Genomic DNA, 18,897 nt, shown 5'->3' with positions numbered 1-18,897 from the left:
ACGATCACGATGAGAGAAAGGCCGCTCCGGTTGGGGCGGCCTTTTTCGTTAGGCGCTCATTACCATGAAAACTTGCGTCACGGACAATGCGGCAGACTCAACAGGTTGTTGTTCCGATGGCCATCCGGGTCGGTGGTGATGTACTTCCGGCCTGATGTCGCGTTGACTTTGACGAGCACGCGGACGCGCAAAAGCCCTTGCCCGACGTAGTAACTGTGAAAGCCGGACTCGATGTTGGCGATCACATTGTCGATGGGGTGGTACCACCGTTGAAAGCCATTCATGCCCCCAATGCCTTGCATGCGTCGATCTGCATCTAGATTGTCTGGGGTATGGCAAGTAACGGTCAGCTCTGTCATTCTATGGCCCTCCTTAGGGGAGATAGGCCGAGCCTGTTGCCATGTGTTCGCGAATCTATGCACAAGGTGAGACGTGATCACGAAGCAGCCCTGCTCGGCTGTTTAAGGAACCCGCGCCCTGCCAGGCGCGGATTCTATTATTTCAGAGCGATTCGTAGTCTGGGCGCGAGTCTTTTTCGCGTACTCGGCGACTTTACCCATCCCCAAGCCGCTGCACCGCGATTGCGCGGAACTCCTCAATGAGCTCGCGATCAAGCGTGTCCATGTCCTCGGGCAAGGGCGCCCCGGTGAGCGCCTGATAGGCTTCATCGGTCAGGGCGAGCGCATAGAGCATGTTCGGTTGCCCGCGCCCGGCGCGCAGGAAGGCGGCGAGGACTTCGAGCCGGATGGCGGCGCCCAGATTGGCTTCGACCAGAAGGCGCAAGGCCGCCGCCCTGGGCTGGATCTCGCGCGCTATGGCGCGCTCTTCATCCGTAAGCGTTAGAGAATACATGGTTTCCCCCGGTTGTTCACAGGTGTGAATAAACCATGACGATATATTTTATTCGCGTCTAGGGGGAATCGTGAGCGCGTTCAGGCTTTGCGTCTTGGACCGGGCACATCCCTCGGCGCATCCGCCCGGATCCGACCTGTCTCATCGGCATGGAGTATCTCGACTGTTACCGCTTCCCGGCATCGGGGGCATCGCCGTGAACGGGCCTGCGCCTCGACCGTGACGGCGTTCCCGCCGCCCGGGCCTGCATCAAACCATCGCGGCTTGATACAGCCCTGAGCGCAAGTTAGGCGGAAGCCCGCAATATGGTGCTGCTGATCAGGCATTGGAAAGCTTGTTCCGGCACAGGGTTGTGAGGCTAAGGCAGAGGCGTTGATCCCGGCAACAGATAGAAGGGCGCCACAACCATCAGCCGTGCTGCAAGGCTGGCTGCGGCGATCAGTGCCCGACTGAGATTCGGGCCGATCTCAAGTGTCAGATCGAGCTTGAAGTGCGGAGAGGCTTGTTTCATTGTCGGTGTACTCCGAACGGGGTTCGCAGCGACCCGGCGATCTCACGGCAATGACATTTGCCGGGTTGCTGCATCTTCATAGCGACGAGCATCCCAGACATTGAGAAACCGTCAGCCACATGTTGTGGTCCAATGAGGCTGGTTTCCAGTGTATTAACGCCTGCATCCACAAGCAAAATAACTTGATTTCAGGGCGACTCATTTAAGCGCCTGCGCTAACTCAAGTTTTAGATCGGTAATCCCGATGCGATTAAGGCCGCTCCATATCGGGGCGGCCTTTTTTCTTTTGAGCTTCGCCTGAAAAGGCGGGGGCCGGGGTGCGCTAACACCCCAAGCCGCGCGCCGCAACGCGCACCCCGGACGGGCTAGCACCGTCCAGGATCCCGCCGCCGGCCGGACCGGCGCGGATATGTGAGAGTGATCCTCAAATGGAGTCCAGATCAGACCTGCTCGGCGACACGATCGTGTCGCCGACCGAGCCCGCTGTCGGCTATCTCGGCGGCAAGTCGCGCCTCGCCAAGACCCTTGTGCCCATGATCGACCGGGCCGGGGCGCGCATCTATGCCGAGCCCTTCATCGGCATGGGCGGCATCTTCCTGCGCCGCAAGGTGCAGGCGCGCGTCGAGGTCATCAATGATTACAGCCGCGATGTGGCGACCTTCTTTCGTATCCTGCAGCGCCACTATCCCCAGTTCGTGGAGATCCTGAAGTTCCAGATCACGACCCGAGCCGAGTTCGAGCGCCTGTCGCGCACGGATCCGGACACGCTGACGGATCTCGAGCGAGCCGCGCGCTTTCTCTATCTGCAGTCCTGCGCCTTTGGCGGCAATGTCGGGCGGCGCTCCTTCGGGCTCGACCTCTATAAGGGCGGCGGGTTCAATCTGCACACGGTGGTGCAGAAGCTGGAGGCGTTGCATGCCCGGCTCGCCGGGGTGATCATCGAGAATCTGTGCTTTGACCGCTTTATCGAGCGGATCGACAAGCCCGAGACCCTGTTCTATCTCGACCCGCCCTATTGGGGTGGCGAGAATGATTACGGCAAAGGTCTGTTCTCGCGGTCGGACTTCTCGCGCCTGGCCGATCAGCTGCGCCGCATCAAGGGGCGCTTCATCCTGTCCATCAATGACGTGCCCGAGATCCGGCTCCTGTTCGACTGGGCCGAGATCGAGCCGGTCGAGGTCCGCTACTCGGTCGGGGACAATTCCCAGATCGCAAAAGAGCTGATCATCAAGGGCGGGACTTGGAGTCAGGCGGCGTAAAGCACTGTCATTGAAGTTCGCTTTTGCAAGGTGCGAGCCCCCGCACCCAAAGTTCAAAAGCCCCGCGCCATTGGCCGGGGCTTTTTGCTGTTTGGGACCTGCGTCAGGCGTCGCGCCTTCAGTCCCTCTCAAGTATAAACGAAGTCACAGCCGTTCTGCGCCCTTGCCTTTCCGTCCGATTGGGCGCAAGGAGGCGCTACGCAAGCACGCGCCCCGGACAAGCCGGGTTGCGCGGCGACGGATCAGCCGGAGTGAGAGCACTCTCGTTTGAAGGTCCGGGCGTGGGCGGGTTTCGCCCTTGTACGGCGGCTGAACGATCCAGTTGTCCCATTGATGAATATCCAGCGCCCGGAGATCGTCCGCGAGCGCTCCTTTGAGGTTATCTTGACCAAATTTACCGACTTCGGTCTCAATCCATCCATTCTCACCGCCATTTCCGAACAGGGCTATGAGACGCCGACGCCGATCCAGGCGCGCGCCATTCCCGCTGTCATGAAAGGCCATGATCTGATCGGTCTGGCGCAGACCGGCACCGGCAAGACCGCCGCTTTCGTGCTGCCGCTGGTTCACCAGTTGCTGGCCGAGAACAAGCAGGCCCCGGGCCGCTCCTGCCGGGCGCTGATTCTCGCGCCAACGCGCGAGCTCGCCGCCCAGATCGAAGAGCAGGTGAAGGCCTATACCGCCCATACGAAACTGACGAGCACGGTTGTGTTCGGCGGCGTGAAGGCCGGCCCGCAGATCAAGGCGCTGGCGCGCGGCGTGGACATTCTTGTCGCGACGCCGGGCCGTCTTCTGGACCATCTGGGCGAGCGCAAGGCGCGGCTCGATCTCACCCGGTTCGTCATTCTGGATGAGGCCGACCAGATGCTGGATCTCGGTTTCATCCCGGCGATCCGCAAGCTCTTGCGCATGGTGGGCGAGGAGCGTCAGACGCTGATGTTCTCCGCCACCATGGCGCCGGCGATCCGCCAGCTGGCCGATGACTTCCTCGATCATCCCGAAACCGTGGCGGTGACCCCGCCCTCCAAGCCTGTGGAGCGGATCGATCAGAAGGTGTTCTACACCGAAGCCTCGGCCAAGCCCGATGCGCTGATCGATCTGATGGCGCCCGAGGCCGGCAAGCGTGCGATCATCTTCACCCGCACCAAATATGGCGCGGACCGGGTGGCCAAGCGTCTGGTGAAATACGGCCACAAGGCCAACGCCATTCATGGCGACAAGAGCCAGAACCAGCGCACGCGCGCGCTCGACGCCTTCAAGTCCGGCGAGGCGCCGGTCCTGGTGGCGACCGATATCGCCGCCCGCGGCATCGATGTGGACGGCGTGGATCTGGTGGTCAATTACGAGCTGCCCAATGTGGCGGAGAACTATGTCCACCGTATCGGTCGGACGGCTCGCGCCGGCGCCAGCGGCCGGGCCGTGGCGCTGTGTGCGCCCGATGAGCGCGTGATGCTCAAGGACATCGAGAAGACCATGGGCGTAACCATTCAGGGCCTCAATGATGCGCCCCCCATGCCCAAGGGCGAAGCGGCGAAATCCAAGCGTCGCCGTCGCGGCGGGCGTCGTGGTCAGGGCCAGGGGCAGGGTGACGGCGGTGGCCAGGCTCAGGCGAGCGCCCCTCGGAGCGGTGAAGGCTCAAAGGGCGGACCGCGCGGCGGCAAGCCCCAGCGTCATCGTCGAGGCGGCGGGGGCGGTGGCCAGCGCCGTTCCGGCGCCCCGCGCGCAGCCGAATAGGCTCGTAACCAGACCGTAACTTGCCAGACGCGCGAGTCTCATCACCCTGAGCTCCAGCTTCAGGGGAGATGAGATGCATCAGCTTGTGTTTGCGGTTGTTCTCAGTGTCATCGGTCTCGGCTCTGCCGGGACCGCTCTGGCTGTCCAGCCGGCGCCGGACGGGCTCGACCCGGTCGAGCCTTACCTCGCCTTCGAGGACGGCCCGGTCCTGATCGACAATGTACTCGTTCTGGATGGGGCAGGCGGTCCTGCGCAATCAGGCATGAGCGTTTGGCTTGAAGACGGGCGTATCGTCCGTCTGGCGCCATCAGGCGCGATCGAGGCGCCGGCGGGCGTTCGGGTCATTGACGGAACCGGGCGTACGCTCATCCCGGGCCTCGTCGGGGCTCATGATCACACCCACATGCCCGGCGCGCCCATGCTGCAGCGGGCGGCCAGCCGGCTTTATCTCGCGGGCGGCGTCACCTCGATCCGCACGGTGGGCGCGGCCTCGCCCATGGCCGATCTCGCCATGGCGCGTGCGGCGGAAACCGGCAGCGCCCTGTCGCCGCGGGTGGCCACGTCAGCGCCCTATGTCAGCGGTCCCGGAGATGCGCCGGTCATGGTGCAGCCCGCCAGTGAAGACGAGGCAAGGGCCTTCGTGCGTCGCTGGGCGGAGACGGGCGTGGGCTGGATCAAGCTCTATCGCCGGGTCGAACCCCATATCGCCGCCGCCGTCATTGACGAGGCCCATGCCCACGGCCTGCGCGTGGCCGGGCATTTGTGTTCCCTGACCTTTGAAGAGGCTTCGGAGCTCGGCATCGACACGATCGAGCACGGCCTTGTCTCGGCGAGCGACTTTCTCGCGGACAAGCCCGAGGGCGAGTGCATTGGCGGCACAGTCCCGAACATGGCTCATGTGGAGGCCGACAGTGAAGCCGCGCAGCGCGTCTTCGCAACACTGGTGGAGAACGGAACGGCGCTGGTCTCCACGCTCGCCATTGTGGAAAGCCGGTTCGCCCATCGCTATCAGGGCGAGGCGCGCATCGTGCGGTATCTCGCCCCCGCCTTTCGCGAGGGATATGAAGCGCGTCAGGCGCAGCTTCAGGCGAGCGATAACGAACCGGATGCGTCCTTTGTGAATGCACTGGCGTTCGAGCGCGCCTTTTTCGAGGCGGGCGGGCTTCTGGCGGCGGGTCTCGATCCGGGTCGCCACAACCTGCCCGGCTTTGGCGATCAGCGAAATTACGCATTGTTTCTGGAAGCGGGCTTTTCCCCGATCGAGGCCTTGCAGGTGATGACGCTGAACGGCGCGCGGGTCATCGGTCGCGAGGACGAGCTGGGCTCTGTGGAGATGGGCAAACGCGCGGACCTTGTCCTGCTGGAGGGGGATTTGCTCACCGACCCTAACGCCATCACACGCCCGGTGCTGGTCTTTCTGAACGGCCGCGCGTTTGACCCGGCAGCGCTTCTGGAAGGGCTCGAAGGGCAGGTGGGATTGCAATAGGGCTTAAAGGAACGCCCCACCCGTTTGCTGCATCCAGAACGCATCCAGACAGGCGATCGCGTAGCGGTCATGGGCGCCCACGGGCAGGTCCGCCATCACCTTGGACGGCTCGACCCATTGCTGCTCGATCCCGGGAGCGGCTGGCCAGAGGCCTGAGGACGGGCCGTTACAATAATAGGCTCTGAGTTTCAGCCAGACCCAGTCGCCGCGGGCGTGGGCGCCGATGGGGCTGTCCTGGCTGGCCTGAACCAGAACGGCCTCGTCAAAGACATTGCTTTCATTGACGAAGGCCGTGCCCTTGCGGGCATCCCAGGCGGCGTTGAGGGCCTTGGCGCTGCTAGATAGCGGCGCATCCATCGCAAAGCCGGGCAGGCGCCAGTCATGGCCGTGGCTGAGGCCGCGCGGATCCGGGGCGAAGCGCTTGGACGGCGCGATCTCGCCGGGCTGATGATCCCGCTCGATCAGAACGCGGCTCTCGGCGTCCACGATGATGTAAAGCTGATAGCGCGCTTCGGGAAAAACCGGTGCGATGTCGGCCTGGGACTGCGCATAGCCGTCAAAGTCCCAGCCCATGAACATGTGCAGATCGCTGCGCGCGCTGTCGGCCTGGCCGCGAACAAACTCGCTCTCATCCTCAAGGGCTTCGCCCAGCACCTTGCGCACCCGGCTCTCATGCAGATCTCTCGTCAGCCGCGCCAGGTGCCCAAGCGCCAGCACGGCGTTGCCGCGCACATACTCATCCTCGTGCTCGGCAAGCTCAAGGCAGACCGCCTGAACATCCACGCCGTCGGGCAGGCCCAGCGACAGGGCGATGGGCAGGGTTTGCAGATCCTCCAGCGGGCCGCGCTCGATGATCTGCGCCACCAGTTGCGGCGTGAGCGCGTCCTCCCCCATGACTAGCTGGTGGGATGGTCTTCGGTGCAGGCGGGCGGTTCGCCCGGTTCCGGATCGCCGGGCAGGGGAATGTATTCGTTTTCATCCACAGGCATGCGGAACGGGGTGTCCTTGAACCCGGCCGCGATCGAGGCGCGCCAGTCGTTCTTGGCCTGCTCGATCCGTTCGCGCGTAGTGGAGACGAAATTCCATTCCATGAAGCGTTCGCCCAGGGACTGGCCGCCCAGAAGCATCAGGCGGGCGTCCTCGCTGACGCTGACCCGTCCGGTCACCGCGCCCGGCGTGAAGATCGCCATCTGGCCGCCCGCGATGGTTTCGGCGCCGGTGGTGATGGTCCCGGACACCACATGGATCGCCAACTCTTCATGGCCTTCGGGCAGGTCGAATTCGGCGCCGGCCTTCGCCTCGATATGGGCGTAGACGATTGGGGAATAGACCTTGACCGGCGAAGTGTGGCCATAGGCCTCGCCCAGGATCAGACGAAACTGCGCGCCGCCCTTCTCGAAGGCGGGGAGTTCATCTGCGCCGTGGTGATGGAACTCGGCGTCGATCTCCTGCTTGTCGTCGGGCAGGGCGACCCAGACCTGGATGCCGTGCATGAACATGCCGCTGGCGCGGGCGTCCTCGCCGGTGCGCTCGGAATGGGTCACGCCCTTGCCGGCCGTCATCCAGTTCACATCGCCGGGCCGGATCGTCTCGTGCACGCCCAGGCAGTCGCGGTGATCCATCTCGCCGTCAAACAGATAGGTGACGGTCGCGAGACCGATATGCGGGTGCGGGCGCACATCAATGCCTTGGCCCGGCTTGAAGCGCGCCGGGCCCATCTGGTCATAGAACACAAAGGGGCCTACATGGCGGCGGTGTGCGACCGGCAGAATGCGGGCGACGGAAAACCCGCCCAGATCCTTGCTCTTGCCTTCGAGAATGCGTTCCAGCGAGCTCATGGGCGTGTCCTTGTATCGAGCGCTCAGGGCGTCTTGAGGTCGAGAATGACGTTCATCCGGGTGCTTTGTCGCACGGCATAGCCCTTGCGCAGGGCGAGGGCGGCCGCGTCTTGCGTCTCGCGCCCATCGGCCATGTCCGCCCGCTCGAGAATGAGCAGGTCCGGCCAGCGGTCCTTGTCCGCCTTGGCGAAGAAATGCGACAGGATCGCCGCTTCGCCGCCCTCCACATCCACTTTCATGGCGTGGGCTTTCTTCAGCTTCAACTCGTCCATCAGGGTCAGGAGCGTGGTGACGCGCACCGCTTCGCCCTCCGATCCGCCGAGCCGCGCCTGCCCGTGATTGCCCGAGATCATGCGCATGACCTCCTCGCCCTCGTAATCGGCCAGGGCGACGCCGGCCATCTCGATATTGCCCAGCCCGTTCTGACGGGCGTTGAAGCTGAGACGGCGGCGCATTTCGCGTTGGGGTTCGACGGCAATGACGCGCGATTTCGCACCGCCGGCCTTGGCGGCGACCAGAGAATAGGCGCCGGCATTCGCGCCGATATCCATGAAGGTCCTGCCCGGTCCCATCGTGCCGCGCAGGGCGGCCAGTTCCGCTGGATCAAAGCATTGCGGCGTCATGAACAGGCGCTTTTCCGACAGATTGTCGGTGGGGTGCAGGCGCAGTTTCAGCCCGAGCGCCTCCACATCCGCGACCCCGGCCTTCACGCCATTCAGCGCGAGGGGGCGCGCCGCGCCTGCGAGGCGCAGTCCGGCGCGCGAGGCGGGCAGCGCCCGGCCGATCGCGAGACCGATCCGGCTGACGAATCCGGGCGCATAGGCGCCATAGTCCGGCGCGGGCGGCTCATGGGCGACCGGTCCGCCGCGGGAGCGGACAAGGCCATCCGAAGCCGGCGGAATCGCCAGGGTTTCGTCAGTTTCAAGCGCGGCTTGGTCGGGATTGGAGGACGTCTCTGTCATGGGAGTTCTTATAAACGGATTTGCAGGGCTCCGCATACCATCAGATCAGGTTTCCACTTTCGCGCCGAGGCCTATAAGGTCACGGCAAATCGGAGGAGGAGAGACAGAATGCTGCGCACTGTCATGGTCGCCGCCCTGGCGTCGACCGCCGGTCTGGCCCAGGCCCAGACCAACATTTACGAGCTTGATGCGGAAACGCGCGAGATCGCCCAGAGCCTGGGGCGGACCGCGCTTGAGAGCGATCTTGCCTATGAGATCACGGAATCGCTGAGCACCGAGATCGGTCCGCGTCTGGCGGGCACGCCGCAGGAAGCCCGCGCGCGGGACTGGGCGGTGGAGATGTTCGAACGCCTCGATTTCCAGAATGTCCGCATTGAGGAGTTCGAGCTCGATCTGTGGACCCGGGGACGCTCGGTCTATGAGGAAGTGGCGATCACCGCGCCCTATCCCCAGCCGGTCTACGCCATCTCTCTGGGCGGCGCGGCCGCCACGCCCGAGGGCGGGCTCGAGGCTGAAGTGGTCTTCTTTGACAGCTATGACGCGTTTCTGGCGTCTGACGCGTCCGAAGATGCGCTTGAAGGCAAGCTGGTCTTCGTCAATGACCGCATGGTCGCCAGCCGGACGGGCGAGGGTTATGGCTGGGCCAACCGCAAGCGTCGCGACGGCTGGGTGCTGGCCGAGGACCGGGGCGCGGCGGGTCTTCTGATCCGCTCGGTGGGCACCAGCACCAATCGTTTCGCCCATACCGGCATGATGAGCTTCCCTGACGGACGTCAGCCGGAAATCCCGGTGCTGGCGGTCTCCGCGCCCGATGCGGACCAGATCCAGCGCCTGCACGAGATGGGTGAGACGATCCGCATCACCATGCGCACCTACGCCGGTTGGCGCGGTCAGGCGATGAGCGGCAATGTCATCGCCGAGATCGAGGGCTCTGAAGCGCCCGAGGAGATCGTCATCATCGGCGCGCACCTTGATAGCTGGGATACTGGCACCGGCGCGCTCGACGATGGCGCCGGGGTGGGCATTGTCACGGCGGCCGCCAAGCTGATCGCTGACAGCGGTCACCGCCCGCGCCGCACCATTCGCGTGGTGCTGTTCGGCGCCGAGGAAGTGGGGCTGGTGGGCGCGCGCGCCTACGCCAACGCCCGCATGGAGGACGGGACGATCGGTGATCACATCATCGGGTCTGAATCCGATTTCGGCGCCCGGGAAGTCTGGCGCATGGGATCGAATGTGGGCGAGCACGCTCTGCCCGAAATCGCGGCCATCCATCGCGAACTTCAGGCGCTTGGCGTGGTGCCCGGCGATAATGAAGGCGGCGGCGGCCCCGACATGATCCCGCTGCAATACATGGGCGTTCCCATGGTGCGGCTGGAGCAGAATGGCGAGGACTATTTCGAGTTCCATCACACGCCGAACGACACGTTCGACAAGATCGTGCCCGAGGAAATGGCGCAGAACGTGGCGGCCTGGACCATGATGATCTGGCTGCTGGCGGACAGCGAGACGGATTTCCGTCCGCAAGCGCAGCAGGCGGAGGCCAGCCAGTAGTTTCCGTTCTGGAAGCAATAAGCTTCCAGAACACGGTCTACACAGGTAATTCGGGCGTAGGCATATCCCCTGACATCTGATGCGGCGCCGCCGCAAAACTGATGGAGAGGCTTATGTCTGCGCCCAATATCCTTCGCATCAATTCCAGCGCCCGCAAGGACGGCTCCCTGAGCCGTGAGCTGTCGTCCCTGCTGGCTGATGCGCTGGCCGGAGAGACCGGCAATGTTGTGGTTCGCGATCTGGCGGACCGTCCCGTCCCGCAAGTGGATGCGGACTGGGTCGGCGCCAATTTTACCGACCCGTCCGAGCGCTCCGATGCGCAACGCGAGACGCTGAAAGGCTCTGATGCCCTGATCTCCGAGCTTCATGCCGCCGATCACATCGTCATCGGCGTCGCGATGTACAATTTCTCCATTCCGTCTTCGCTGAAGGCCTGGATCGATCAGGTCGCCCGGGCGCGGGAAACCTTCCGTTATAGCGAAGCGGGCCCGGAGGGCCTGCTGAAGGGCAAGACTGCCTGGCTTGTCATGGCGTCCGGCGGCGCGCGCCTGGATTCCGAAGCCGATTTCGCCACACCGTACCTTCGCTTCATCCTGGGCTTCCTGGGCATCACCGATGTGCGCGTGATCGACGGCATGGGCTGGCCCTTCCTGGAAGACGACCAGAAGCACGCCGTGCGCGAGTTGGCGCGCACGGCGACCGCCGAGACTCTGATGGCGGCGGAATAGCCGCCTCGCTCACAAGATTGTGGTGGGCGTTTGATTGGCGCTTGCGAGGCGCGGTCGGCATGTCTTGAGCCCTCCGTTGCAGATGGCCCAAGGAGTTTTCATGACCGCGCCTCGCATCCTGACCCTGTATTCCAGCGGTCGCACCACCCAGTCCGCCAGCCGTGAGCTGGCGGATCGATTGTCCAGGGGGCTGGCCGGCGATGCGGACGCCATCGTGACCCGTGATCTGGTGGCGAACCCGCTGCCCTTTGTGGACGAGGCCTTTGTCGACGCCGCCTTCACGCCGCCATCCACGCGCACTGAGGCTCAGATCGAGGCGTTGCGCGTCTCGACCGAAGTCATGGATGAGCTGATGGCCGTGGATCACGTCGTCATCGCGACGCCGATGTACAATTATTCCATCCCGGCGGCGCTCAAGGCGTGGATTGATCTGGTCGCGCGTGCAAACGAGACCTTCCGATATGTCTTTGATCATGGCGATCCATATGTGGAAGGCCTTGTGAAGAACAAGACGGTTTGGGTCGTCATGCCCACCGGCGGTACGGCGCTGGGTTCCGAGATCGATTACGCCACGGGCTATCTGAAATTCGTGCTCGGCTTCATGGGCATGAAGGATGTGCGCTTCATCGACGCCGCGGGCTGGCGTGAGTTCGATGACGCCCGCAAGGACGCTCTGCGTGAGGAGCTGAAAGCGCTGGCGGCCAGCGCCTGAGTCTGACAGACGGCGGCTAGAGCGCCAGCCACTCCTCGCGCACGCCCAGCTGGCGGAACACTTCCGACCAGTAGGCCTGCAGGATGGCGCGGTCTTCCGCGCTCCAGCCCCGGCGTTCGATCAGGTAGATCTCGATCCGTACGCCCGCTAGCACATCGCCATACTCGTCCTCGACCAGCGCCGCGACGCGGGCGGGCGGGGGCAGGCGGTTCGCAAGATCGGACCGCGCCCGGCCATACACGCTGAACAGGCGTGAATTCTGCAGCATGTCAGAGACCAGAACCACGGTGCGGCGCGGCGTGCGGGGATCAAATTCCTCTTCCAGCGCCAGATCGGCCAGAGCCTCGATGATGGGGCTGGCCGGGCTTTCCTTGGGTTCGACAAGATCGGCGAGGGCGCTCTGCAGCGGACCTTCAAACAGCGCCTGATAGCGCGCTTCGACACGGGCGGGATTGCGGTAGAGCGGATTGATCTGGTCGCCGCGCCCGGGATTGCACAGTGAGAAGCTGTTGGTGTTGATCAGCTCGCCGCGCGCGTCGAGTTCGTAGAGCGACAGGCGCTCGCCGATATCGAGCCGGTCACGGCTGTCCAGCACAAGCGTTTCGATGCGCCGGGCCTGTTCAGGGGAATACAGATCGGTCTTGTCGATCACCAGCGCCATGTGAGCGGGTTGCTCGCCACTCAGGCAGAGCGTGTTGGGATCGTATTCGGGCGGCTGAAGAACAAGCGCAGCGTAACTGATCGCGCCGAGCACCCCGGCCACGATCAGAATGTTGACGATGCCGAGAACATCCTTGCTGCGCATATGTCTGACGCCCCCTCTGCCAGCCGCTCGCGGAGCGCATCATGGGGCGCCCTCCGCCATATGGCTAGACGTTATCGGCCCGGGAAGGGCGGTTTGTCCGCGCTGGCCTCATCCCGGCTATCGGTCAGATCGGTGTCCGGCGCCTGCTCGTAGAGCTGGATGGAGCGCGAATTGTCCGCCGCGAAGAACTTGTCGATCTTGCGCTTGAGCGCAATCGCCTCACGGCGTGTCGGCGCGCTCAGGCTCGCCTCGATGTCATCGGGGTCCTGGGCATGTTCGCGATGGGTGTGCGGCAATTGTTTGAGCACGGCGGAGAGATGGGCGGCTGCATTGATGGCGCGGCGCTGGGCGGTGCCATAGCCGATCAGCCGGTCGTCAAAGGTTGCGCCCTTGAAGGCGGCGATGGCGGCGAAGGTGATGCCGAGCCCGAACAGCAGAAGGCCTTCCAGCGTCTGGATTCCGGTCAGGCTGAAAGCCGAGCTGACCGGGGCCAGGATGGCGCCGGTGGGTTCGGCCAGATCGCCCAGGGCCAGTGTGGCGGCGTTCAGCTCAAGAAGGTCGCGATAAAGCGCGGCGGTATAGTTCAGGAACACCACGAAGCCGACCGCCATGGGCGTGCCGATAATGGCCGCGGCGAAGGAGAAGGGCCTGTCCGGGTTCTGCAGCAGGCGCAGCCCCAGAAAACCGATCAGGAAGAAGGAGGTGATGACGTTGGTGAAGGCCACGGTGATGGCCTGGATCCAGCCGCCCAGAAGGCCCAGGTCGGAGCTTTTGGAAAAGAAGTAGGCGTTGATCAGCCCTTCCACCAGAACCATCCCGGCGAGGATGGAGAAGTGCATGATGTGGCTGTCCGGATAGGTGGCCGAGCGGTTGATCCACTTGTCGCGCGGCAGGGCCTCCTCGAACATGCGGCCCCGCGTCTGGCGGAAATGCAGATAGGCGTCGAAAGAGGCCGAGGCGCGATAATACGCATCGGTCAGACGATCAAACATCTGGTGGGTCTTGCGGTCGATTTCAGTATCCATGGCGTCGTCCGAATCCTCTGAACGGCCCCGGTTCAAGCCCAGGAGATTGTTCGAGATCGGCCGATCTTGGGTCTCAATCGCATCACGCATGGTCCGGCCCCTTATGCTCACTGTTCACAACGCCCAAGCATTAACCATGTCCCGATAATCGAGCTTAAGTTGGGCGAAATCAAACAAAACAAGGCGGAAACGTGGCGAAATTCGGCTTTTTTCGGTGCGGTCTTCGGCCTAGTTTCCCACTTGGACGAGTCAGGCGCCTTCTGCGCCGTTAACATACATGAACAATCCGGGCCTGAACCGGAGCTGAACGTTCGAGGGGATATCATGACGGGATCAAACAATACGCGTCGTACGGTGCTGGGGCTTCTGGCCGGAGCGGGAGTGGGCGGCATCGCCGCCTCCGCCGCCGGCGCCCGTCAGCAAACGCCAGTCAACTCGGAGATGCTCTCCGGGGCTGAACGGCTCATGGGCGTGAGCTACACGCCGTCCGAGCGCGAGCAGATGCTGAACGGCATCGAGGCCTGGATGTCCCGCGCCGAGCGTCTGCGCGCGGTGGAGAAGCCCAACGAGCTGGCGCCGGCCCTGACCTTTGATCCGCGCCTGCCGGGCAAGACCTATCGCGCCCAGGACAATTTTGTCACCGGCCTGCCCATCAACGCCGGACCGGCGCCGTCCGATCCCGCCGACATCGCCTTCGCTCCTAGCTGGAAGCACGCCGCCTGGATGGCGTCCGGTGAGCTGACCAGCGTCCAGCTGACCGACATCTATCTTGATCGCATCGCCCGCCATGGCGAGGCGCTGGAGTGCTTTGTGACCGTCACGGCCGACCTGGCCCGGCGTCAGGCGGCGCAGATGGATGCCGAACGCGCGCGCGGACAGGTGCGCGGCCCGCTTCACGGCGTGCCTTACGCTCTCAAGGACATCATCGATGTGGCCGATATCCGGGCGACCTGGGGTGCGACTCTCTATCAGGACCGCGTCGCCGAGGAGACGGCCGTGGTCGCCAAGCGTCTCGAAGAGGCGGGCGCCGTGCTGCTGGGCAAGGCCACGTCCGGCGCTCTGGCGTATGGCGATATCTGGTTTGACGGGGTGACCCGCAATCCGTTCAACCCCAACGAGGGCAGCTCGGGCAGCTCGGCCGGGCCCGCTTCGGCCACGGCTGCGGCGCTGTGCAGCTTCGCCATCGGCACCGAAACGCTGGGCTCCATCGTCTCGCCGTCCCACCGGTGCGGCACGACAGGGCTGCGCCCGACCTTCGGGCGGGTGGCGCGCACCGGCGCCATGGCGCTGTGCTGGTCGCTCGACAAGATCGGTCCCATCGTGCGCTCAACGCCTGATGCGGCGCTGGTGCTCGGCGTGATCAATGGCGGGGATGCGGGAGACGCCTCCTCTTTCGATCATGGCTTCGAGGCGGACTTCTCCCGCGATCTGTCCGGGCTGCGACTGGGCTATAACCCGACCTGGTTCGAGGAGGCGGCCGATCCGGATCGCGCGGCGCTCGAGGCCGCCCGGGCGCTGGGGGTGGAGCTCGTCCCCGTGGAGTTCGAGGAGCAGCCCTGGGACGCCATGCTCATCCAGCTGGAATGCGAAGCGGCGGCGGCGTTCGAGACCATGACGCTCGAGGATCTCGACGATCAGCTGCGCTGGCAGGTGGATGCGGCCTGGCCGAACACCTTCCGCCGGGCGCGCTTTGCGAGTGCGGTGGACATGGTCAATGCCGATCGCCTGCGTCGCAAGGCCATGACCATGATGGCGGAGACCTTCGAGGGCATCGACGCGATGATCGGCCCGAACTTCGCAGGCGGCATGCTGCTGATCACCAACTATACCGGTCATCCCCAGCTCGCCTTCCGCTCGGGCTTTGTCGATCAGCCCACGCGGACGATCTTCGGCGCTCCGGCGGATGAGAGCGGTGACACCTTCTCGGTGCCGTATGCGACCTCGCTCTGGGCGCCGCTCTTTGACGAAGGCGTGATCCTGGCGCTGGGCGCCCAGATTGAAGCGCGTCTGGGCGTGGCCGATACTCGCCCGCAAGCGTTCGCCGAGTAACGCCAGTCAAACCGGGAGGACCGTCCATGAAGTTCTATGATTGCGCCACTGCGCCCAGCCCGCGCCGCGCCCGCATGGTGATTGCGGAAAAGCGGATCGATGTGGAGACCATCGAGATCGATCTGCGATCGGGCCAGCAGTTCAGCGAGGACTTCAGGACGGTCAATCCCGGCTGCACCGTGCCGGCCCTGCTCACCGATGACGGGGAGAGCCTGTGCGAGAACGCGTCCATCGTGCGGTATCTCGAGGCGCTCTATCCCGATCCGCCGCTTCTGGGCACAAGTCCGATCGAGCAGGCGCGCGTCGCCGAATGGGTGTGGCGGGCCGAGTTCGACGGGCTGATCAGCGTCATGGAAGTGCTGCGCAATACGTCCAAGGCCATGAAGGACCGGGCGCTGCCGGGGCCGGACCCGGTGCCGCAGATCCCCGAGCTGGCCGAGCGCGGCATGATGCGGGGGCAGCGCTTCTTCAAGACGCTGGACACACGCCTGTCCGATACTCCCTGGCTGGCGGGGGATGCGTTCAGCTTCGCCGACATCACCGCCTTCGTGTTTGTCGAGTTTGCGGCCTGGGTGAAGATGATCCCGGGGGATGAGCTTGAGGCGCTGGCCAAATGGCGGGACGCCTGCAAGGCGCGCCCCAGCGGTCAGGTCTGACGCTTGCGCGCGAGCCAGACGCCGGCGCCGCCGCAGGTCTCATCATTGAAGCATTGATCGACCAGCTCAAGGCCGGCGTCTTCCAGCGCAGTTTCAAACTGTGTCGGGGCGAGGCTCGCATGAAAGAGGCGATCCCCGAACATGTCGCCCCAGGCGACGCCCTCGCCATCCCCGCTGGTGAACATGAACGGGGCGCCTGGCGCCAGCGCCGGTCCTATTCGGGCGATCAGCTGCGCCTGATCCAGGCCCGGCAGGTGAAAGCTCGAATGCCAGGCGAGGGCGCCGGCATAGGGGCCTGAGAGATCGATTGTCCGCATGTCGCCCACACGCCAGCGCTGATCAGGCCAGGCCTTGCGGGCGAGCGCGATCATGGCCCCGGCCACATCCACGCCTTCGACCTGTCGCCCCTGATCGATCAGATGCGCGGCAATGGGAAATCCCGATCCGCAGCCAAGATCAAGAATGCGCCCCTGAGAGGGCGCCAATGCCAGAAAGCGGGCCATCCAGCCCGCTTCCATGAAGGTCTTGGCCGAGCGTCTTCGGGCGTCAAATCGCCCGGCGTGACGCTCATAAATGTCCGCGATGGCGGAGGCGCCGCGCGCCTCCGCCTCGGGATCCCGATCGGTCATTCAGCGTCGGCGGCGTTCGCCGGATCGTATTGCTCGAACCAGGCGAGCACATGACCGGTTTTCTGCAGCAGGCGCGAGGGCCGGCTGTCGGCGATGCCGTGATAGGCGCCCGGAATGCGCACCAGCCGGCTCTCAATGCCGCGGATCTGCAGGGCGTTGTAGTATTGCTCGGCCTCGAAGACAGGGGTGCGGCGGTCTTCGCCGCCGACAAAGACCAGGGCCGGCGTTTCCACATTGCCCACCAGAGAGAGCGGGCTGCGGCGCCAGTAGGTCTCAGGGTCATCCCAGGGCGTCACGCCGAACCAGTAGCGATAGATGCTCGGCCCGATATCGGCGGCGAGGGCGAAGCTGACCCAGTTGATGACCGGCTTGCCCACGGCGGCCGCCGCAAAGCGATCGGTCACCCCGATGAGCTGGGCGGTCAGCACGCCGCCGCCCGAGCCGCCAGTGACGAACAGTCGATCCTCGTCCACAAAGCCGCGCGCGATCAGGGCATCGACGCCCGACAGAAGGTCGTCCACGTCCTGACCGGGGTAATCCTTGTCGATCTCGTTGGAGAAGGCCTCGCCATAAGAGGTCGAGCCGCGCGGATTGGTGTAGAGCACCACATAGCCGGCGGCGGCATAGAGCTGCACCTCGGCGGAGAATTGCGGACCATAGGCGGTGTGCGGGCCGCCATGGATTTCAAGGATCATCGGATAGGACTGGTTCGGATCAAAACCGGGCGGATAGGCGATCCAGCCCTCGATCTCCTGACCGTCCGCCGAGCTGGCCCAGGTGAAGCGTTCAACTTCCGCAAGATCTCGCAGGCCCAGAACGTCCGCATTCACATCGGTCAGGCGATTGGCCAGACCCCGGCGCGTGCCGACGCCGACATTGGCCAGATCATAGGCGCTGGCCAGTGTTGCGGCCCAGCGGTCATTGCCGGATACGGAGAAGGCGCCGGACGTGTAGGGACGGCCAAAGGTCATGCCGCCCAGATCGTCGCGAATCCGGTCGAGTCCGCCATTGAGGCCGGCATAGCCCAGCACGGTGTGGCCGCGATCATCAAAACTGACCCACAGGCCGCGTCCGCGTTCGTCCCATTCGGCCTGATTGAAGCCGCGATCCAGATCCGCCAGCAATTCGCGCGGCTCGCCGCCGGACAGGCTCATGACCTTCAGGTCGTTGTCCACATTGGATTCTTCGCGACGCGGGGTGGAGAGGTAGGCGAGCATCTCGCCATCAGGCGAAATGCGGGGGCTCGATTCTCCGCCCGGAAAGTCCGTGATCTGGACCGGATCGGAGGCGTCCAGCGCAATGGCGTAGATATCCGCCTCGCGGAAATCGAAATCATCGGCCTCACGCCCGCCGAGCGAGTAATAGAGGCGCTGGGAGTCCGGCCCCCAGCTGACGCCTGAAATCGAGCCGTCGGTCACATGGGTCAGTTGACGCGGAGCGCCGCCATCAGCGGGCGCCACGAAGATCTGAGAATAGCCCGACGGCAGTTCGCCCGCGCCATCGAATTCATAGCGCGTGGTCTCATCGACCAGGGCGGGCGCCGCCCACTCGGCGCCGCGCGGCTTGTCGGGCATGCCGATGTCCACCTGCGGTTCGGGGGTGGGCATGAACATGGTGAAGGCGATCCAGCGCCCGTCCGGAGACCAGCTTAGATTTCCGGCGCCGCCGGGCAGCTGGGCCAGAGTGGCGCTGCGGCCGTTATCGACCCAGACCTTTTTCAGAAGGCTTTCGCCGTTCTCGTTGGCGATGAACACGATCTGGCTGGAATCGGGCGACCAGCGCGGTGAGGAATAATCGCCCGAGCCGGTGACCAGCGGCCGATTGGCGCCGCCCTCATAGGGCGCCGTCCAGATGGCCGACCGGGTCTGGTCGGTCATGATGTCATTGGAGCGCCGTTGATAGGCGACCCAACGGCCATTAGGGCTGATCTGCGGATCGCGCGCCATCTCAAGGCTGAAAATATCGGCGGCCTGCAAGGGACCGCCCTCCGCCTGGGAGGCCGCTAAGGCGCTGGGGCTCGCCATCGCCAGGGCGAGCGATGCAAAAAGTATCCGGTTCATCCAGTACGCTCCAAATCTCTGATCTGTCAGCGTAGAACCC

Annotated in this window: 18 protein-coding genes; 8 read left to right on the top strand and 10 right to left on the bottom strand. The window is 64.4% G+C overall.

Annotation, left to right across the window (positions count from 1 at the left end; translation table 11 throughout):
- Positions 1 to 77: 77 nt before the first annotated feature.
- The 3 genes from OA2633_RS00800 to OA2633_RS15980 form a co-directional block, all read right to left on the bottom strand.
- Complete coding sequence (locus OA2633_RS00800; protein ID WP_009800561.1) at positions 78 to 359, bottom strand: DUF3892 domain-containing protein; 282 nt, start codon at positions 357 to 359, stop codon at positions 78 to 80.
- A gap of 193 nt (positions 360 to 552) precedes the next feature.
- On the bottom strand, positions 553 to 852 hold the full coding sequence (locus OA2633_RS00795; RefSeq protein WP_009800560.1) for a hypothetical protein: 300 nt from the start codon (positions 850 to 852) through the stop codon (positions 553 to 555).
- A gap of 358 nt (positions 853 to 1,210) precedes the next feature.
- Positions 1,211 to 1,363, bottom strand: coding sequence for a hypothetical protein (locus tag OA2633_RS15980; RefSeq protein ID WP_009800559.1), 153 nt, complete (start codon positions 1,361 to 1,363; stop codon positions 1,211 to 1,213).
- A gap of 428 nt (positions 1,364 to 1,791) precedes the next feature.
- Between OA2633_RS15980 and OA2633_RS00790 the strand changes: the two genes are divergently transcribed.
- The 3 genes from OA2633_RS00790 to OA2633_RS00780 all read left to right on the top strand — a co-directional run bounded on the left by OA2633_RS00790 (position 1,792) and on the right by OA2633_RS00780 (position 5,842).
- Positions 1,792 to 2,622: a DNA adenine methylase gene (locus OA2633_RS00790; RefSeq protein ID WP_009800558.1), complete on the top strand. Its 831-nt coding sequence runs from the start codon at positions 1,792 to 1,794 to the stop codon at positions 2,620 to 2,622.
- Between the two features lie 384 nt (positions 2,623 to 3,006).
- Positions 3,007 to 4,356 carry a DEAD/DEAH box helicase gene (locus OA2633_RS00785; RefSeq protein WP_040612842.1) on the top strand — a complete coding sequence of 450 codons (1,350 nt, stop codon included), beginning with the start codon at positions 3,007 to 3,009 and terminating at the stop codon, positions 4,354 to 4,356.
- 73 nt (positions 4,357 to 4,429) lie between these two features.
- Positions 4,430 to 5,842 (top strand): amidohydrolase family protein, encoded by a 1,413-nt coding sequence (locus tag OA2633_RS00780; protein WP_009800556.1) that lies wholly within the window; start codon positions 4,430 to 4,432, stop codon positions 5,840 to 5,842.
- 3 nt (positions 5,843 to 5,845) lie between these two features.
- Here the strand turns inward: OA2633_RS00780 and OA2633_RS00775 are convergent, their stop codons facing one another.
- Genes OA2633_RS00775 through OA2633_RS00765 form a run of 3 tightly spaced genes read right to left on the bottom strand, consistent with a single transcriptional unit; the run spans position 5,846 to position 8,642 of the window.
- On the bottom strand, positions 5,846 to 6,736 hold the full coding sequence (locus tag OA2633_RS00775; protein ID WP_009800555.1) for a HEAT repeat domain-containing protein: 891 nt from the start codon (positions 6,734 to 6,736) through the stop codon (positions 5,846 to 5,848).
- A 2-nt stretch (positions 6,737 to 6,738) separates the two neighbouring features.
- Entirely contained in the window at positions 6,739 to 7,680 is a 942-nt protein-coding gene (locus tag OA2633_RS00770) for a pirin family protein (RefSeq protein WP_009800554.1), read from the bottom strand.
- 23 nt (positions 7,681 to 7,703) lie between these two features.
- Positions 7,704 to 8,642, bottom strand: a complete 939-nt coding sequence (locus tag OA2633_RS00765) for an FkbM family methyltransferase (protein WP_009800553.1) — start codon at positions 8,640 to 8,642, stop codon at positions 7,704 to 7,706.
- Between the two features lie 108 nt (positions 8,643 to 8,750).
- Between OA2633_RS00765 and OA2633_RS00760 the strand changes: the two genes are divergently transcribed.
- From OA2633_RS00760 to OA2633_RS00750, 3 genes are all read left to right on the top strand, one after another.
- Positions 8,751 to 10,193 carry a M20/M25/M40 family metallo-hydrolase gene (locus tag OA2633_RS00760; RefSeq protein ID WP_009800552.1) on the top strand — a complete coding sequence of 481 codons (1,443 nt, stop codon included), beginning with the start codon at positions 8,751 to 8,753 and terminating at the stop codon, positions 10,191 to 10,193.
- A 113-nt stretch (positions 10,194 to 10,306) separates the two neighbouring features.
- Positions 10,307 to 10,921, top strand: a complete 615-nt coding sequence (locus tag OA2633_RS00755; RefSeq protein ID WP_009800551.1) for an FMN-dependent NADH-azoreductase — start codon at positions 10,307 to 10,309, stop codon at positions 10,919 to 10,921.
- A 100-nt stretch (positions 10,922 to 11,021) separates the two neighbouring features.
- Positions 11,022 to 11,633 (top strand): FMN-dependent NADH-azoreductase, encoded by a 612-nt coding sequence (locus OA2633_RS00750; RefSeq protein WP_009800550.1) that lies wholly within the window; start codon positions 11,022 to 11,024, stop codon positions 11,631 to 11,633.
- Positions 11,634 to 11,649: 16 nt separating this feature from the next.
- On the opposite strand, the gene OA2633_RS00745 is transcribed toward OA2633_RS00750, so the two are convergent.
- Together OA2633_RS00745 and OA2633_RS00740 are read right to left on the bottom strand one after the other, a co-directional pair.
- Complete coding sequence (locus tag OA2633_RS00745; RefSeq protein ID WP_009800549.1) at positions 11,650 to 12,438, bottom strand: hypothetical protein; 789 nt, start codon at positions 12,436 to 12,438, stop codon at positions 11,650 to 11,652.
- Between the two features lie 71 nt (positions 12,439 to 12,509).
- A complete protein-coding gene (locus OA2633_RS00740; protein WP_009800548.1) occupies positions 12,510 to 13,553 on the bottom strand; it encodes a hypothetical protein in 1,044 nt (347 codons plus the stop codon).
- 234 nt (positions 13,554 to 13,787) lie between these two features.
- Here OA2633_RS00740 and OA2633_RS00735 point away from each other — a divergent pair, with 234 nt between their 5' ends.
- Both OA2633_RS00735 and OA2633_RS00730 read left to right on the top strand, forming a co-directional pair.
- Positions 13,788 to 15,512, top strand: a complete 1,725-nt coding sequence (locus tag OA2633_RS00735; protein WP_009800547.1) for an amidase — start codon at positions 13,788 to 13,790, stop codon at positions 15,510 to 15,512.
- Between the two features lie 26 nt (positions 15,513 to 15,538).
- Positions 15,539 to 16,168: a glutathione S-transferase family protein gene (locus OA2633_RS00730; protein WP_009800546.1), complete on the top strand. Its 630-nt coding sequence runs from the start codon at positions 15,539 to 15,541 to the stop codon at positions 16,166 to 16,168.
- Here the strand turns inward: OA2633_RS00730 and OA2633_RS00725 are convergent.
- On the bottom strand, positions 16,159 to 16,797 hold the full coding sequence (locus tag OA2633_RS00725; protein WP_009800545.1) for a class I SAM-dependent methyltransferase: 639 nt from the start codon (positions 16,795 to 16,797) through the stop codon (positions 16,159 to 16,161). The two genes, OA2633_RS00730 and OA2633_RS00725, sit on opposite strands and share 10 nt — an antisense overlap.
- Positions 16,794 to 18,857 (bottom strand): S9 family peptidase, encoded by a 2,064-nt coding sequence (locus OA2633_RS00720; RefSeq protein ID WP_009800544.1) that lies wholly within the window; start codon positions 18,855 to 18,857, stop codon positions 16,794 to 16,796. Before OA2633_RS00720 ends, OA2633_RS00725 begins: the two co-directional genes overlap by 4 nt.
- Between the last annotated feature and the right edge of the window lie 40 nt (positions 18,858 to 18,897).

It is taken from the genome of Oceanicaulis sp. HTCC2633, from assembly GCF_000152745.1.
In the GTDB taxonomy this organism is placed as follows: domain Bacteria; phylum Pseudomonadota; class Alphaproteobacteria; order Caulobacterales; family Maricaulaceae; genus Oceanicaulis.
This window is presented reverse-complemented; position numbering and strand designations above follow the sequence as displayed.

Bases quoted from the DNA above. Each gene is read 5' to 3' on its own strand.
- OA2633_RS00745 (WP_009800549.1), bottom strand. From the start codon at position 12,438: ATGCGCAGCAAGGATGTTCTCGGCATCGTCAACATTCTGATCGTGGCC.
- OA2633_RS00735 (WP_009800547.1), top strand. From the start codon at position 13,788: ATGACGGGATCAAACAATACGCGTCGTACGGTGCTGGGGCTTCTGGCC.
- OA2633_RS00790 (WP_009800558.1), top strand. From the start codon at position 1,792: ATGGAGTCCAGATCAGACCTGCTCGGCGACACGATCGTGTCGCCGACC.
- OA2633_RS00800 (WP_009800561.1), bottom strand. From the start codon at position 359: ATGACAGAGCTGACCGTTACTTGCCATACCCCAGACAATCTAGATGCA.
- OA2633_RS15980 (WP_009800559.1), bottom strand. From the start codon at position 1,363: ATGAAACAAGCCTCTCCGCACTTCAAGCTCGATCTGACACTTGAGATC.
- OA2633_RS00795 (WP_009800560.1), bottom strand. From the start codon at position 852: ATGTATTCTCTAACGCTTACGGATGAAGAGCGCGCCATAGCGCGCGAG.
- OA2633_RS00780 (WP_009800556.1), top strand. From the start codon at position 4,430: ATGCATCAGCTTGTGTTTGCGGTTGTTCTCAGTGTCATCGGTCTCGGC.
- OA2633_RS00770 (WP_009800554.1), bottom strand. From the start codon at position 7,680: ATGAGCTCGCTGGAACGCATTCTCGAAGGCAAGAGCAAGGATCTGGGC.
- OA2633_RS00760 (WP_009800552.1), top strand. From the start codon at position 8,751: ATGCTGCGCACTGTCATGGTCGCCGCCCTGGCGTCGACCGCCGGTCTG.
- OA2633_RS00740 (WP_009800548.1), bottom strand. From the start codon at position 13,553: ATGCGTGATGCGATTGAGACCCAAGATCGGCCGATCTCGAACAATCTC.
- OA2633_RS00750 (WP_009800550.1), top strand. From the start codon at position 11,022: ATGACCGCGCCTCGCATCCTGACCCTGTATTCCAGCGGTCGCACCACC.
- OA2633_RS00720 (WP_009800544.1), bottom strand. From the start codon at position 18,857: ATGAACCGGATACTTTTTGCATCGCTCGCCCTGGCGATGGCGAGCCCC.
- OA2633_RS00775 (WP_009800555.1), bottom strand. From the start codon at position 6,736: ATGGGGGAGGACGCGCTCACGCCGCAACTGGTGGCGCAGATCATCGAG.
- OA2633_RS00730 (WP_009800546.1), top strand. From the start codon at position 15,539: ATGAAGTTCTATGATTGCGCCACTGCGCCCAGCCCGCGCCGCGCCCGC.
- OA2633_RS00725 (WP_009800545.1), bottom strand. From the start codon at position 16,797: ATGACCGATCGGGATCCCGAGGCGGAGGCGCGCGGCGCCTCCGCCATC.
- OA2633_RS00765 (WP_009800553.1), bottom strand. From the start codon at position 8,642: ATGACAGAGACGTCCTCCAATCCCGACCAAGCCGCGCTTGAAACTGAC.
- OA2633_RS00755 (WP_009800551.1), top strand. From the start codon at position 10,307: ATGTCTGCGCCCAATATCCTTCGCATCAATTCCAGCGCCCGCAAGGAC.